The following is a 15,411-nucleotide window of genomic DNA, read 5'->3' on the forward strand; positions in this document are numbered from 1 at the left end:
AACCGCCATGATCTGGTCATATGCGGCCGCACGGTTCCTGTACGCTGGAAGCACGAAGCAAATACTGTTCGGAAGACTTGACGCCCCGGCGTCGCACAGGTGTTTCGGCGGCTATAGCAAGAGGGAAACGCCCGGTCACATTCCGAACCCGGAAGCTAAGACTCTTTGCGCCGATGGTACTGCAGGGGGGACCCTGTGGGAGAGTAGGACACCGCCGGACTTGACTTGGCACCACCAGGAAGGCCGCCCCACGGGGCGGCCTTCCTGCGTTAACGCTCCCCCGATCAGCGCCTGAGTGCTTCGCGCAGAGGCACCCGCGCGCCCATGCGCAACAGGGCGTGCGCGTAGACACGCGACCCGAGGGCTATCACTGCCGCTGTCGTCAGGAGAAGAATGACGAGTGCCACGAGCGGCTCCCACCAGTCCGCGGCGCCCAGGAAGATGCGCATTGGCATTCCGACCGGCGCAGAAAACGGGACATACGACATGACCGCCAGCACCGTGGGGTTGTCGTTGAAGAAGATCACCAGAAAATACGGAAGCATCACGAGAACGAGCACCGGCGACGTGGCCGATCCCACGTCTTCCTGGCGGGCGACGAGGGATGCCGTGGCCGCATACAACGATGCGAGCAGCACGAAGCCAAATGCGAAAAAAACCGCAAACCAAGCGATAGACGGGCCGATGCCCGAGAGCAGGGTGTTCTGTCCGGTGGCGGCCAATCCGATCGACACCAGCAGGCCGATGGCGACGATCTGACCGAAGGCCATGATGCTGTTGCCGACAACCTTCCCGGCCAGGAGCGCGCGCACCGGGATTGTGGACATCAGAATCTCCACGATGCGCGTCTGCTTTTCTTCCACCACGCTTTGTGCGATGGTTGCCCCGAACGTCGTCGATGACATCAGAAAGACGAGCCCAAACCCGAGGGCCACCAGATACGCGAGACGATTGTCCCGCTCGGGTGGCTCGAGCAGCCGCAGTGTTGGCGCGACGCTCAGTGTCGCCATGATCGTGGCCGGCGGCTCCGAGAGTGCGATGACCGAGACTCCCAGGGGAGACGCGTCAGTGGCTGCGGGCACCAATGCTGCGTCGACGCTCCCGTCACGCACGAGGGCTTCCGCCTCGGAGATGCTGGCGGCCGGGATGAGGTCCAGCGTGGTGATCTGTTCGACCTTTTGGGCGGCGACACCCACCACGGCCACCCGTGGCAATGACGTGTTCTGGGCAACGATGCTCCCGACAACGACGGATGCCAGGGAGAGCAGCAGGAGGATGGCGGTTGAAATCAGAAAGGTCTTGCTGCGCATCCGCGCGACGATCTCACGGTTGGCCACGAGCCAGACGCTGTGCACGAACGTGGGTGCGGTGTGAACGGGACGGTGGGCGGTCACTGAACGACCTCCTTGAATATCGAGGCGAGACTGGGATGTTGCGGGCTGAACGAGTCCACCGGGCCCCGGTCAAGCGCCTCGCGCAGCACTGTCTGGCTGGCGGCATCCGTGTCGGCTTCGAAGACGGCGGTGCCGGCAGTCGTCTCCAGAAGGGTGATGCCGGGCACAGCGCCAATCCAGCCTGTGTCGCCCGGGGACGTGATTTCGAACCGAGGACTGCTGAATCGTTGCCGCAGCCCCTCGCGCGAACCGTTGGCGCGGATCCGGCCGTCGGCGATGATGACGAGATCGTCGCAGAGGCGTTCGACAATGTCGAGTTGGTGGGAGGAAAACAGCACCGGTGCGCCGGTCGCGGAGTAGTCGGTGAGCACGGTCATGACCGTTTCGACGGCAATCGGGTCCAGCCCGGAGAATGGCTCGTCGAGCACCAGGAACTCGGGGTCGTGCACGAGTGCCGCCGCGATCTGCGCCCGCTGCTGGTTGCCCAGCGAGAGTGCTTGCACCAGGTCGCCGGTCCGCTCGTTCAGGCCGAGGCGCTCGAGGAGCGTGCGGGTGTTTGCGCGAGCCGATGCCGGGCTCAGACCGTGCAGGCGCGCGAGGTAGATGAGATGCTCGCCCAGCTTCATCTTGGGGTACAGGCCGCGCTCCTCGGGCATGTAGCCGAAACGGCGTCGATCGCTCGCCGTCACGGGCTGGCCATCGATGAGCACCGTGCCGGAGTCGGGCGTGAGCACGCCGAGGATGATGCGCATAGTGGTGGTCTTGCCTGCACCGTTGGCGCCGACAAAGCCGGTCATCCGACCATTTCGCACCGTGAAGCTCACATCGGTGAGAACGGACCTGCTGCCGTAGCTCTTATTGACGTCCTTGATATCGAGCATGCCCACCTTTTCGTTGATGTGCTCTACAGGCTACCCAGACCGAGAACGCCGCGGCGGCAACGTCATGCGGTGAGCAAGACCCGCGTTCCGTTGACGGTTGTCGCGGTTTCCTCCCACAATAGGACCGCACGTGACGCCAGCTCCGCCTCGAGGACGTCAAGTGCCTTCACGACGAAGATGACCGCGGCAGCATCGGACCCGGCCTTGGCGAAGCCGTAGCCGACCGCGCGCACCCAGGTTTCAGCGGCCGCCTTGACCGTCGCGTAATTCGCTCCGCCGGGCGTCGGCCGGTCGACGGACACCGAAGACACAATTGCGAGTCGACCGGCCGACGATGCAAGCAGGTCGGCGTTGAACGCCCGCGTCGTGTTGCGCAGCGTCGTGACCACGTGTGCGTGCAGAAATGCGTAGTCCTCGTCGCTCTGGCCGGCCAGGCCTCCGCCGCCGCGCCATCCGCCCACGAGGTGGATGAGACCGTCGACCGCACCCAGGTCGGCCCGCACGGTCTCCGCGAGCTGCTGCACGGCCCTGAAATCGGCGAGGTCGCACACGTAACGGGCTTCGGCCGAGACTGACTCCAGCCGCTCGGCGTTCGAGCCGACCGCCACGACCCGCGCGCCGGAGGCGGCCAGTGCGGCGGCCGTGGCTCGGCCGGCCGCACTGGACGCACCGGCAATCAGCACGATGCGTCCAGCGACGGCGCTAGTCATGAGCGGTGATGCCCGCCGTCGATGCGATGACTGTCTTCATCTTCTTCTCCAGTGCCTCGAAGAACATCGACAGGGGAAACTCGTCGTCCAACACGGCGTCGGTGTAACCCTTGGGTGCCCCCGCGAGCACCTCACGCGGCAGCCCCGCGGCCCAGACCGAGGCCGGGTTCGGGGTGAGTGTCTCGGCGATCATGTCGTAAGCGGCGAGCCAGTGCGCCTTCTTCGGCCGGTCGATCGACGCCCAGTACAGGTCGTCGATCCGCTTGCCGAGCGCAATGACCACGTCGGGAACGGCCTCCCAGTCAAAGGTGAGACGAGTGTCCGTCCAGTGCAGCACGTGGTGCTGATGCATCCACGCGAACAACAGCTGACCGCCGAGACCGTCATAGTTGCGCACCCGGCTGCCGGTGATCGCAAATCGAAAGATGCGGTCGAAGATCACGGCATACTGAACGAGCTTGGCGTGACGGCGAGCTTCCGGGCTTGCGAGCTCGCTGCGCTCGATCGTCACGGACTCGCGGAACGCCGTCAGATCGCAGCGCAGTTCCTCCAGGGAATAGAGGAAGAACGGCATCCGCTGCTTGATCATGAATGGGTCGAACGGCAGGTCGCCGCGCATGTGCGTGCGGTCGTGGATGAGGTCCCACATCACGAAGGTTTCTTCGGTGAGGTGCTGGTCGTCGAGCAGGCTCGCTGCTCCCGTCGGAAGATCGAGTCGAGTGATGTCGGATGCCGCGCGCACGACCCGACGGAACCGGGCGGCCTCACGATCGGCGAAGATCGCGCCCCAGGTGAACGTCGGGATCTCCCGCATCGCCACCGTCTCGGGGAACAACACGGCGGAATTCGTGTCGTACCCCGGCGTGAAGTCGAGGAAACGAATCGGGACGAACAGCTTGTTCGTGTATCCCTCCTCCAGCTCGGCGATGAACCGCGGCCAGATCACCTCGATCAGCACCGCCTCGACGAGTCGGTTCGTGCTGCCATTCTGCGTGTACATCGGAAAGACCACGAGGTGCGCCAGGCCGTCGATGCGGTCCTTCTGCGGTTGGAACGCCATCAGGGCATCGTAGAAGTCGGGCACACCGAATCCCTCGGCGACCCACCGCTCAAAGTCCGCCACGAGCGAGGTGAGATACGCCGCGTCGTGGGCAAACAGCGGCGCCAGTTCCTGCACCGCATCCGTGATCACGGTCACGGATGCCGCGGCATCCGTGTGCAGGGAGGTGTCGGCGACCGACCCGTCCTGCGTCTGCACGGCCTGAAGTGCGGTCGCGGCGGCCTTGAGGCGCAACCAGGCTGGGTCATCGGCTACACGGGCGGCACGAGCGTCTTCGAGAACCTCGGGCTCACCGACCAGCGCATCTTGAGCGTGCGTTTCTTTTACTGACATCGACATGGGAACCTCCCGTCCTCTGAATCGCCGCGGATGCGACTGGAAGCGCAGCGAGTGCGCAAGTCCTAAGCGTATCGAGGCCGACGCGGCGTTTTCTTGCGATTTTGCGGGGGTAATTGCGCGCGGAGCGGCCGCTGCGGCGAGAATCATCGCTGTCGTCCCTGCGACGCGCGTTATGGGGCGTTTCGATCGCTTCCGCGAGGCGCTCGGCCCACGGCCGCTCGTGTGGCACAGTTATGCCTAGGAACGCAGTTTGGCGACCCGAGTGATTCGTCGAAAGCGCACCTTTCGAGCTCCATTCAGCGTCGAGTGCGAGTAGAAACAACTGGGAGACATCACTGCCATGCAGAATCAAAAATCAGATCATTCCCTCCTCAAGGTCCTGGGAAACCGAGACGCTCTAGCGCTTGGCTTTGGGGCCATGATCGGCTTCGGGTGGGTCGTTCTGACGGGCGGCTGGATCAACGAAGCCGGCACGATGGGCGCCGTCTCGGCCATGATCGCCGGAGGCATCATCATGGGCATCGTCGGCCTCACCTACGCCGAACTCACCGCGGCCATGCCCAAGGCCGGCGGTGAACACAACTTCCTGCTGCGGGCCATGGGACCGCGCTGGTCGTTCGTCGGATCGTGGGCGATCACCGGAGGCTACGTCACCATCGTCGCCTTCGAAGCCGTCGCCCTGCCGCGCACCGCCGGGTATCTCTTCCCGGACCTGAGCCAGATTCCGCTGTGGCAGATCGCCGGCGAGCAGGTGTACCTGACCTGGGCACTGGTCGGGGCCCTCGCCGCCGTCGTCATCACCGGTATCAATATCCGGGGAGTGAAACTGGCCGGCATCGTGCAGACGTTCGTCGTGCTCTTCTTGTTGATCATCGGCGCCATGCTCATCTTCGGCTCGTTCACGGGCGGATCGGCGGAGCACATGCAGCCGTTCTTCACCGGTGGTATGGGCGGCTTCTTTGCTGTACTCGTGGTGGTGCCGTTCCTGTTCGTTGGCTTCGACGTGATACCGCAGTCCGCCGAGGAGGTCGATGTGGCGCCGCGCCAGATCGGCAAGCTCGTGGTCGTCGCTGTTATTCTGGCCACCATCTGGTACGTCATGATCGTGCTGACGACGTCATCGTCGATGAGCGCCGCCGACATCGGCAACACGGACATTGCCACGGCGGATGCCATGGGGGCACTGTTCGGCAGCGATGTGATGGCCAAGGTGCTGATCGCCGGCGGAATCGCGGGCATCCTCACGTCATGGAACTCGCTGCTGCTCGGCGCGTCACGCCTGATGTTCTCGATGGCGCGCTCCGGCATGCTGCCGGCTTGGTTCGGCGTGCTGCACCCGAAGTTTCGCACGCCCACCAACGCGCTCCTCTTCATCGGAGCGCTGTCGTTCATCGCACCGTTCTTCGGCACGCAGATGCTGGGCTGGCTCGTCGACTCCGGTGCGCCCAGCATCGTGATCGCGTACATCCTGGTGGCCATCGCCTTCGTGCTGCTGCGCCGCCGCGAACCTAATATGGATCGCCCGCTGCGCATCGGCGGCAAGGGCAACGGCGGCATCGTGATCGGCGTCGCGGCAGCCGTGCTCTGCCTTGCCCTGCTCAGCCTGTACCTGCCGGGCATGCCCGCAGGTCTGCCCGTCGAACCCTGGGTGCTGTTCGGCCTGTGGTGGGTCGGCGGCGCCTTCTTCTTCCTGCGCATTCCGGCCGGCATCGCGCCGGGCCATGACGCCGAGGAACGACTTCACGCGACGCTGGGATCGAAACGCTCCTGATCGGGTCCCGACCGGCCCACGGCGGGGAAGCGCGCGCATGACGGATGCGGCGCCCGGTTCCCCCGCCCCGCCCGCCGTCGCTCCGGCGACGGCGTCTGCGGTGCAGGAGGCTCTCGGCGCCCGGGCCGACCCGGAATTCGCCACCGGCGTGGCCCGGTTTTTTCGGACCGGGCCGGGCCAGTACGCCGAAGGGGACGTGTTCCTCGGGCTCAGAATGCCGGTCATGCGCAGCATTGTGAAGTCCTTCACCGCGATGCCGCAGACCGAGATCGACGTGTTGCTCGACAGTGAGGTGCACGAGCACCGTACGACCGGTCTGCTTCTGTTGGTGGCCCAGTTCGAGAAGGCGAGCAAGCCGGCCGCCCGCGATGACGAGATTCGCACTCGACTGGCTGCGGCCTACCTCGCCGCCGTGCGACGAGGACGGGTGAACAACTGGGACCTCGTGGACTGTTCGGCGCCCACGCTCGTTGGCGCGTACCTTTTCGACCGGCCGCGGGACGTAATTTTCGAGCTCGCCGACAGCGACGTGCTCTGGCACCGGCGGGTGGCCATGGTCGGCACCCTCGGCCTCATCACGCGCGGTGACGCGAGCACGACCCTCCAGCTGGCCGCGCGTCTGCTCGGCGATCGGCAACCGCTCATGCACAAGGCCGTCGGCTGGATGCTCCGCGAAGTGGGACGACACATTGACAAGTCGCTGCTGCTGACCTTCCTCGATCAGCATGCGGCGGCGATGCCGCGCACGGCGCTGAGCTACGCGACCGAACATTTGAGCCCGGAGATACGCGCGGCCTACCGTGCCTTGAGGTAGCGGAGCCCTCGGTCTGCGGCCGACGCCGACGCGCCCTAGTCTTCGAGAACCTTGCCCTGCTTTTCGGGAAGGCCGAGGGCGCCCAGGGCCGCCGCCACGAAGAAGGCCGCGAACACGGCGAACAGCAGGCCCGTGCCGCCCACTTCCCGCAGCGCGACCACCGCCAGTGGCGCGAGAATCGCCGCGATCCGGCCGATTCCCGCCGCCCACCCGGCCCCGGTGGCGCGAATGCTCGTGGGGTAGATTTCGGGGGTCACGGCGTACAGCGCGCCCCACGCGCCCAGATTGAAGAACGACAGCATCATGCCGGCCGCAATCACCTGGCTCGTGTCCCCGGCGAGTCCGAAGAGCACGGCCGAGACGGCGGAACCCACGAGGAACACGGCGAGGGTACGGCGGCGACCCCAGCGTTCAATGAGCCACGCCGATGCGGCATAGCCCGGCAGTTGCGCCACGGTGATGATGAGCGTGTAGGCGAACGACCGCACGAGGGAGAACCCCGACGCAACAAGAATGGTCGGCAGCCAGATGAACGCTCCGTAATAGGAGAAATTCACGCAGAACCAGACCAGCCACAGGGCGCCCGTGCGGCGCCGCAGCAGGGGGGACCAGAGCGCCGACACGCGCGAGACCGGCCGTGCGGCGGGCGGGGCCGCGTCGTCGGGAGCGGCCGGCGTAACCTCCGGGGGAGCCGGAATCCCCGCCGAGGCTTCAAAGCGTCGCACCGTGGCTTCCGCCTCGTCATGACGGCCCTTCGACTCAAGGAAGCGCACCGATTCGGGGAGGCCGAGGCGCACGACGACGGCGTAGACGGCGGGAATGGCGCCGATGAACAGAGCCCAGCGCCAGCCATCCGCAGAGGCCGGCACCACAAGAAAGCCGATCACGGCCGCGAGGGTCCAGCCCACCGCCCAGAACGATTCGAGAATCACGATGATGCGCCCGCGAATCCTCGGCGGAGCGAATTCGCTCACGAGGGTCGACGCCACGGGCAGTTCCGCTCCGAGTCCGAGGCCCACCACGAAACGCCAGGCGATAAGAACCGCGACGCCGCCCGAGAGAGCAGACGCCCCGGTCGCGAGACCGTAGACGAGCAGGGTCAGAGCGAAGACCTGGCGCCGGCCGATGCGGTCGGCGAGCAGGCCGCCGAGTCCGGCCCCGATGGCCATTCCCACGAAGCCGGCCGAGGCGATGAACGACAGTTCGACGCTGCTCGCCTGCCACTGCACGGCGAGCTGCGCGAGCACGAACGAAATGAGCCCCACGTCCATCGCGTCGAGCGCCCAGCCCGCACCCGAACCCACCAGCAGTTTGCGGTGTTCGCGGGTGAAGGGCAGGGCGTCGAGGCGCATCGACCGTGACCGGGCAGGAACTTCCGTAGTCATGATGTGTCTGCCCGGTTCAGTTCGCGATCTTCAGGCGCCACAGTGAGGTGACCTCGGCCGCGCGGGCGGGGTGCAGCGGGTCGCCGGCGTCGGCGGCGCGCGGATGCTTCGGGCGGGTATCGAGGCGGGCGATGATGTCCAGTCCCGCGTCCTCGATCAGGTCGAGCAGCTGCGACCGGGAGCGCAGGCCGAGACGCTCGGCGATGTCGGAGAGGACCAGCCAGCCTTCGCCGTTCGGCTCAAGGTGCTCGGCCAGCCCCGAGAGAAAACCACGCAGCATGCGGCTGTCCGGGTCGTACACGGCGAAGTCGGTGGACGTTGTCGCCGCGGCGGGGATCCAGGGCGGGTTGCACACGACCAGTTCGGCACGCCCGGCGGGAAACAGGTCCGCGCCGACCACGTCGACGCGCGACGAGAACCCGAGTGCCGAAATATTCTCCCGCGCGCAGATGAGAGCTCGGGGGTCCTGATCGGTGGCGACGATACGCGCGACGCCGCGATTGGCGAGGATCGCGGAGAGCACACCGGTGCCGACGCCGATGTCGAAGGCGAGCCGGGTGCCGGGAAGCGGAGCCGTTGCCACCAGCTCGAGGTATTCGCCGCGCACGGGGGAGAACACCCCGTAGTGCGGGTGGATGCGCGCGCCGAGCTCCTCGATCTCCACGCCCTTGGTGCGCCACTCGTGCGCACCGATAACCCCCATCACTTCGCGGAGAGCGACGACGGAGGCAGGGGCCTTCGGGCCGTATACCTCGAGGCAGGCCTGCCGCACGTTCGGCGCCCGGCGCAGCGGGATGCTGAGATCAGGGTCGAGGGGGATGAGCAGCAGACCGAGCAGGTGGGCGCGGCGGAGGGCGTCGGTGCGGTGGCGGCGGAAGGCCGCAGTCAGGTCGCGGTCCCGCGTGCGCTGCCCGCGTTCCACACGGCGCGCCAGCGCGCTCAGCAGCTGGCGGGCGTTGTGAAAGTCCCCGCGCCACAAGATGCCGGTTCCCGAGGAGGCGAGGCGGTAGGCGGCATCCGCGGTGAGGGTGTCGTCGGCGATGACCACGTGTTTGGGCGGCGCCCAGCCGCTGTCGGAGCGCCACAGGGCGGAGTGCGCGGTCCCGGCCTCCTCCCAGTGGATGAGCGGTGCGGTGGCGGTGGTCGTGGTGCTGGGCATTGCGGTGCTCCCGGGGTCGAGCGACCAAACGGCCGTCTGTCCTGAATTATCCCACTTGGACCGTGTCGGTGCCCGCCGCGGCCCTGAGTCGGCCCCTCCCGAACCATGGTGATCGCCGAGGCACTCTGGAGTACGCGATCCGTGCGCCGCGGCATCCTGGAGTGGATCATGCCGGCCAAACGTGCTCCGACACGGGCCCAATGCGTGCGGGAAACGGCCGAGAGCGCCGCCAGGGGAGAACGTGCGCACCAGTACTCGCCGAAAAAGGAACAACGCACGGTGGACGTTGTTGCCTGACGTACCCGACCAGCCGATAACATTTACCCAGGAGAGTTACGACGACGGATGGCGGGCGGATTGGACCTTCACTCAACGTCCGGCATCATCAGTGAGATCCTCACCCTGGTCGGTTTCGTGGCCGGCGTGCCGCTGCTGATCACCGGGCTGATTGTGCGCGCGGTGAGCCATCGGTGGGTGAAGACGGATGGGGTGATCGCCGTCTCGAAGTCGGGCTCGGTCATCCGCTGGTTTGACGGGCAGGGCGACGTGCATGCCGGACACCAAAACACCCACGAGTCCCACGGGCTGTTGCCGGGCGATGACATAACGGTGTGGTTTGTGCCGCGCTCGCCGGAGCGCTGCCGCACCGACGACCCCGCTCATGATGGACGGGCGCTGCGCATGACCGGACTCATTCTGATTCTGGTGGCCGTGGCATCGGGCATCTACGGCCTGGTTCTCATGTTCGTCTAGCTGGACACCCTGTGCGCCCGGGGAGTGTCGACCCGCAAGAAGTTCGCACAAACGTATCGGCGCGAACGCCAGAACGGCTGCAGAAGTTGCAATGATGGGTGTATGACTCGAACGGTTGCTGGAGCACGTGTGTTGATTACCGGTGCGGCATGGGGGATGGGCCGGTTGTATGCCGAGCGGGCGGTCGCCGAGGGGGCCAGGGCGGTGATTTTGTGGGACCGGGACGCGGCCGCTCTGGCCACCACGGCATCGGTGTTGGCCGAACGCGCCGAGAAGGGCACGCTTATCGCGCCCTTCGTGGTGGACCTGGCCGACCTCGGTGCGATCGCGCAGGCCGCACAGCGGGTGCGCACCGAGGTGGGCAACCCTGACATCGTTATCAACAACGCCGGGATCGTCCGGGGCAAGTTCTTCTGGGAGCACGACAACGGCGATGACATTCGCCCCACCATGAAGGTGAACGCGCTGGCGCCCATGTACATCGCGCGCGAATTTCTGCCGCACATGATGACAAACGGGGGTCGGGAGGCCCGCATCGTCAACATCGCGTCGGCCGCCGGAACCCTATCCAACCCAAGGATGAGTGTCTACGCGGCCTCGAAGGCGGCACTCATCGGCTGGAGCGACTCCCTGCGCCTCGAACTCGAGCAGCAGGGTTTCGGCCAGGTGCGGGTCACGACGGTGTGCCCCAGTTACATTTCCACCGGTATGTTCGACGGCGCGCGAGGGCCCCTGCTCACCCCGTTGATGACGCCGGAGTATGTGGTCGAGCGGGTGTGGCGGGCGATGCTCGCCGGCAAACCGATGCTGATGATGCCGTGGACGGTCACGCTCGCCCGGGCGCTGCGCGGAGTGCTGCCGCTGCCAGTCTGGGACCGCGTGGCCGGCGGGAGCGGCGTGTACCGTTCGATGGACGACTGGGTCGGTCGCGCATCGCTCGCGTCCGACGCGATCCCGCTCGACTAGCGGCCCCGCGGCCGCCGGTCGGCGCGGTACGGCCGCGGAGTCAGAGCCCGTTGCGCGCGAGCCAGCTCACGAGAACGCGCTGAAATTCCTCCGGATGCTCGACGCTGGGCAGGTGCGCGGAATCGCGGAACGTGCAACCGCTCGCCTGCGGCATCACCTCGAGCAGGTACTCGTATTCGGCGAGGGCGGGCGTGAGGTCGAATTCGCCCACGGTCACCAGGGCCGGCACCGTGATCTCGCCCACCCGGTCGGCGGCCGGTGGATCCAGCGGTTGCGGGCGCGGGTGCTCATCGAAGTGCGCCGCGTTGTCGAGGCTCATGGCCTGGGCCATGTGTAGGAAGGCCGGGTCGATGTGTTCTTCCTCACGAAGTGGGCCGACCGCCCACAGCCGCACCTGCAAGCGCGAGATGGCCTCGGAATCCTGGGCGGTGAACGCTTCGTCCAGGGCATCGAAGACGGTGTCCTCGGCCTCGGAGAGCTCAACTTCGGGAAATCCGCTCGGTCCGGCCCCGATCGTGACCAGCCCGGCGACGCGCTCCGGGTGTTCCACCGCCAGGTCGAGGGCGATCATGCCCCCACGGTTGCACCCGATCAGGGTTGCGTGGTCCACGCCGAGGTGATCGAGCAGGGCGATGGCATCCGCTCGATTCGAAAACGGAACGTCTTCGGCGACCGTACGCCCGAAACCACGTGCATCGAAACGAATGACGTAGTGGCGGGCCGCGAGGGCCACCACCTGGGGATCCCACATGCGCAGGTGGGCGATTCCCGCATGCAGCAGCAGCAGCGCGGGGGCCGAAACGTGTCCGGCCGTCTCGTAGTACAGTGCCGCGCCGGGAACATCGAGGTGTGCCATGGTGTGAGCGTAGCGGTGCGGGTCGTGCGGGGCATAGCCTCCGCTCCGGGTTCTGCGGCGGAAGCCTCGCTCGTGGTCGTAAGCTCGAGTGAATGGGCGGTGTACTGGTGGGTTTCGGGATCATCGGCTTCGTGATTCTGGTCGGCTACCTCGTGGAACGCTTCGGGATCGCGGGGCCAGGGGCCACCAGGGTACTCAATCGGATGGCCTTCTTCGTGGCCACGCCTGCGCTGCTGTTCACCGTGCTCTCCCACGCCGACATCGCCGTGCTGTTCTCGACGTTCCTGCTGGCCGTACTGTGCACCGTCGTCGCCGGAATCGTGCTGTTTCTCGTGATCGCGCGCATCTTCTTTCCGATGCCGGTGGCCGAAACCGTTCTTGGCGCGGCGTCGGCGACCTACGTGAACGCCAACAATATCGGACTGCCGGTGGCGATCTACGTGCTCGGCAGCGTGTCCTACGTGGCACCCGTGCTGCTGCTGCAGTTATTGGTCTTCGCGCCAATCGTCCTGGTGATCCTGGACATCGCGACCAGCGGGCGTGTGTCTCTGCGGTTGATTCTCACGCAGCCGCTGCGCAACCCGATGATCATCGCGTCGGTGGCCGGCATCGTCGTCGCCATCCTCGGCATCGACGTTCCGCTTCCGGTGCTCGCGCCGCTCGAACTCATCGGCGGCGCGGCGATTCCAATGGTGCTCATGTCTTTCGGCATGTCCCTGCACGGCCAGCGTCTGCTCAAACGAGGCACCGGCCGCAAGCAGGTGATCGTGGCCGCCGGCATCAAGGTGGCCGTCATGCCGGTGATTGCGTTTCTCCTCGGACGGTTCGTCTTCGGGCTCGCCGACGGTGAGCTCTTCGCGGTCGTCGCCATCTCCGCGCTCCCCACGGCGCAGAACATCTACAACTTTTCGTCCCGCTACAACCGGGGCCTTGTCGTCACCCGCGATACCGTGTTGCTGACGACCCTCGGGTCGATTCCGGCTCTGCTCGTGATCGCGGCGCTCCTGGCCTGACCTGGAGACATGCCCACTTCCCGTCTCCTGGAGTCAAAAGACCACTGGGTCGCGGAGCGCCGCGCCGCACCACCTGATTCAGCGGGCACGCCGGGATCGATATCCGGCGCGGACGACCGGCCGTCCGCCAGCGATCATCGGATAGCCGCCAGCTCGTTCGCCACGGCGCGGCCGATTTCGAGCCCGGCCGTTGCCGCGGGGGAGGGCGCATTGAGAACATGAATCTGTCGGGGTGCTCGTTCGAAGTGGAAGTCGTCGACGAGACTGCCATCACGTCGCATGGCTTGCGCCCGCACGCCGGCATGGGCAGGGATCAGGCTGTTGTCTGCCAGCTCGGGAACGAGCTCACGAAGGCTTGTGAGGAACTTCTTCCTGGACAACGAACGGGCGACCTCGTCCAGCCCATTACGCCAGAACTTCCTGCCCAACCTCCACAGCCCCGGCCATCGGGCGCTCTCCCACACATCCCGGGGATTGATCTGCAGCCAGGTGTAGCCTTCGCGTGCGAGCGCGAAAACCGCATTCGGACCCGCGTGAACGCCTCCACTGATCATGCGGGTGAGGTGCACGCCCAGGAACGGAAATGCCGGGTTCGGCACCGGATAAATGAGGCCCTTCACCAGATGAGTCGACTCGGAGGCGAGCTCGAAGTACTCACCCCGGAAGGGGATGATCCTGACATCAGGCTCGAGGCCGGCCAATCGGGCGACCCGATCACTGTGCAGGCCGGCGCAGTTCACGAACTCGTCGGCACGAAACTCCGACACAGGTGTGGTGACCGTGATCGCGTCCCTGTACGTGGCGACCCCGACGATCTTCTGGTCGAAGAGGACGCGCCCGCCCTGTTCCTCAATCAGACGGCGGAGGGCGTCGCAGATTCCTCGGTAGTCCACAATGCCCGTCGACTCAACCCTGAGAGCGGCCACAGCGTTGACGTGTGGTTCGGTCTCGCGGGCCTCGGCCGGCGTGACAATTCGGCATTTCACTCCATTGGCCTGCCCGCGCTCGTAGAGCCTGTCGAGTGCCGGGCGTTGGTCCGGTGTGGTTGCGACGACGAGTTTTCCGCAGAGGTCGACGGCGACTCCGTTGTCTCTAGCGAACCGCTCCATCGAGATGGCTCCGGCCCGACCCAAAGTCGCCTTCAGGCTCCCGGGCGTGTAGTACAGCCCCGAGTGAATGACGCCCGAATTGTGTCCCGTCTGGTGCGCGGCAACCTGACGTTCCTTCTCGAGGACGGTCACCTGATGGCCGCGGCGACCGAGTTCATAGGCGGTCGAGAGGCCGACGATGCCGCCGCCGGCCACGATGACGTGAGTCTCCATTGACGCGCCCCTCTGCCTCCTGCCTCGACCTCAGCAGCGAGCAATTTATAGTTTGAGTAGTGCGAACCTACTATATTGCGGTGAGGCCGGGTGGCCAGGAGTGTGGCTGCGTAAGCTCGGGTCCAGTGGAGGGACCGGACATGCATGAGTTGTCGCAGGGGACGCTGCATGATCGGACGGCGGGACCGCTTCTCTCTGAACGCTTGACGTGAATTTCACCCTGGAAAGGGGCCCGATGCCTGACGTGTCCTTGCCGCCCACGCCTCCGAGTCTCCCCATCGCGAACTCGACGGACCGTTTCTTCCTGCGTCGCGTGTACTGCGTGGGCCGAAACTACGCCGATCACGCGAGGGAGATGGGCAATGATCCCGACCGGGAACCTCCCTTCTTCTTCTCCAAGCCGGCCGATACGGTGTTCGCCGTCGATGAGGGGTTCCCGGAACGGGGTGTTGCCGCCCACGAGGTGCCGTACCCGTCGCAGACAGGAAACTTGCACTTCGAGATGGAGCTCGTCGTTGCGATGGGCGGCGGCGGGGCCGACATCGACCCAGCGGAGGCGCTGGCGCACGTCTGGGGGTATGGCGCGGGAGTCGACCTGACCCGGCGCGATCTTCAAGACCAGGCCAAGTCGCTACGCAGACCGTGGGACCTCTCTAAGGGTTTCGACTTCTCGGGACCGTGCACAGCGCTCGTGGCTGCCGAAGACGTCGGGCATCCGACGGCGGGTTCGATCTGGCTGAGTGTCGACGACGAGCCCCGGCAACACGGTGACCTTGCCGACCAGATCTGGACGGTTCCCGAGGTGATCGCGTCGCTGTCACGTTTCGTCACACTGATGCCCGGGGATCTGATTTTCACCGGCACGCCCGCGGGAGTTGGGGCCGTCGCCCCTGGAAATGTGGTCGTCGGCGGAGTCGACGGAATCGGCGAGCTTAGCTTTCGCATCGTGTAGGCGCCCGCCGAATGGCCGCGAACGCTGACTGGGCGC

At 66.1% G+C, this 15,411-nt stretch carries 14 protein-coding genes and 1 rRNA gene; 7 read left to right on the forward strand and 8 right to left on the reverse strand.

All coding sequences use genetic code 11. The features are described from left to right. Positions 1-103: 103 nt before the first annotated feature. Positions 104-220 (forward strand): 5S ribosomal RNA (gene rrf, locus AC1MB9_RS15285). Positions 221-284: 64 nt separating this feature from the next. Here the strand turns inward: rrf and AC1MB9_RS15290 are convergent. From AC1MB9_RS15290 to AC1MB9_RS15305, 4 genes are all read right to left on the reverse strand, one after another. Continuing rightward, positions 285-1,394 carry an ABC transporter permease gene (locus tag AC1MB9_RS15290; protein ID WP_479962768.1) on the reverse strand — a complete coding sequence of 370 codons (1,110 nt, stop codon included), beginning with the start codon at positions 1,392-1,394 and terminating at the stop codon, positions 285-287. Beyond that, on the reverse strand, positions 1,391-2,275 hold the full coding sequence (locus AC1MB9_RS15295; RefSeq protein ID WP_479962769.1) for an ABC transporter ATP-binding protein: 885 nt from the start codon (positions 2,273-2,275) through the stop codon (positions 1,391-1,393). Before AC1MB9_RS15295 ends, AC1MB9_RS15290 begins: the two co-directional genes overlap by 4 nt. 62 nt (positions 2,276-2,337) lie before the next feature. After that, positions 2,338-2,985, reverse strand: coding sequence for an SDR family NAD(P)-dependent oxidoreductase (locus tag AC1MB9_RS15300; protein ID WP_479962770.1), 648 nt, complete (start codon positions 2,983-2,985; stop codon positions 2,338-2,340). Further along, positions 2,978-4,384, reverse strand: a complete 1,407-nt coding sequence (locus tag AC1MB9_RS15305) for a DUF6421 family protein (protein WP_479962771.1) — start codon at positions 4,382-4,384, stop codon at positions 2,978-2,980. The genes AC1MB9_RS15300 and AC1MB9_RS15305 overlap by 8 nt, the downstream gene beginning before the upstream one ends. A 340-nt stretch (positions 4,385-4,724) precedes the next feature. On the opposite strand from AC1MB9_RS15305, the gene AC1MB9_RS15310 reads away from it, so the two are divergent. Both AC1MB9_RS15310 and AC1MB9_RS15315 read left to right on the forward strand, forming a co-directional pair. Beyond that, the gene (locus AC1MB9_RS15310; RefSeq protein ID WP_479962772.1) at positions 4,725-6,155 is read left to right on the forward strand and encodes an APC family permease; all 1,431 of its coding nucleotides are present in this window, start codon (positions 4,725-4,727) and stop codon (positions 6,153-6,155) included. A 37-nt stretch (positions 6,156-6,192) separates the two neighbouring features. Next, positions 6,193-6,969, forward strand: a complete 777-nt coding sequence (locus AC1MB9_RS15315; RefSeq protein WP_479962773.1) for a DNA alkylation repair protein — start codon at positions 6,193-6,195, stop codon at positions 6,967-6,969. 35 nt (positions 6,970-7,004) lie between these two features. Here the strand turns inward: AC1MB9_RS15315 and AC1MB9_RS15320 are convergent, their stop codons facing one another. Both AC1MB9_RS15320 and AC1MB9_RS15325 read right to left on the reverse strand, forming a co-directional pair. After that, the gene (locus AC1MB9_RS15320) at positions 7,005-8,354 is read right to left on the reverse strand and encodes an MFS transporter (RefSeq protein WP_479962774.1); all 1,350 of its coding nucleotides are present in this window, start codon (positions 8,352-8,354) and stop codon (positions 7,005-7,007) included. Between the two features lie 16 nt (positions 8,355-8,370). Continuing rightward, on the reverse strand, positions 8,371-9,513 hold the full coding sequence (locus tag AC1MB9_RS15325; RefSeq protein WP_479962775.1) for a methyltransferase: 1,143 nt from the start codon (positions 9,511-9,513) through the stop codon (positions 8,371-8,373). Between the two features lie 357 nt (positions 9,514-9,870). Between AC1MB9_RS15325 and AC1MB9_RS15330 the strand changes: the two genes are divergently transcribed. Then, complete coding sequence (locus AC1MB9_RS15330; protein WP_479962776.1) at positions 9,871-10,266, forward strand: sortase; 396 nt, start codon at positions 9,871-9,873, stop codon at positions 10,264-10,266. A 102-nt stretch (positions 10,267-10,368) separates the two neighbouring features. After that, the gene (locus AC1MB9_RS15335; RefSeq protein WP_479962777.1) at positions 10,369-11,232 is read left to right on the forward strand and encodes an SDR family oxidoreductase; all 864 of its coding nucleotides are present in this window, start codon (positions 10,369-10,371) and stop codon (positions 11,230-11,232) included. A gap of 40 nt (positions 11,233-11,272) precedes the next feature. Here the strand turns inward: AC1MB9_RS15335 and AC1MB9_RS15340 are convergent, their stop codons facing one another. Continuing rightward, positions 11,273-12,088 (reverse strand): alpha/beta fold hydrolase, encoded by an 816-nt coding sequence (locus AC1MB9_RS15340; RefSeq protein ID WP_479962778.1) that lies wholly within the window; start codon positions 12,086-12,088, stop codon positions 11,273-11,275. Positions 12,089-12,180: 92 nt separating this feature from the next. Between AC1MB9_RS15340 and AC1MB9_RS15345 the strand changes: the two genes are divergently transcribed. Further along, positions 12,181-13,101, forward strand: a complete 921-nt coding sequence (locus AC1MB9_RS15345) for an AEC family transporter (protein ID WP_479962779.1) — start codon at positions 12,181-12,183, stop codon at positions 13,099-13,101. Positions 13,102-13,235: 134 nt separating this feature from the next. Here the strand turns inward: AC1MB9_RS15345 and lhgO are convergent, their stop codons facing one another. Beyond that, positions 13,236-14,423: an L-2-hydroxyglutarate oxidase gene (lhgO, locus tag AC1MB9_RS15350; RefSeq protein WP_479962780.1), complete on the reverse strand. Its 1,188-nt coding sequence runs from the start codon at positions 14,421-14,423 to the stop codon at positions 13,236-13,238. A gap of 235 nt (positions 14,424-14,658) precedes the next feature. On the opposite strand from lhgO, the gene AC1MB9_RS15355 reads away from it, so the two are divergent. Next, positions 14,659-15,375, forward strand: coding sequence for a fumarylacetoacetate hydrolase family protein (locus AC1MB9_RS15355; protein WP_479962781.1), 717 nt, complete (start codon positions 14,659-14,661; stop codon positions 15,373-15,375). Positions 15,376-15,411: the final 36 nt, after the last annotated feature.

The organism is Cryobacterium sp. AP27 (assembly GCF_056680495.1).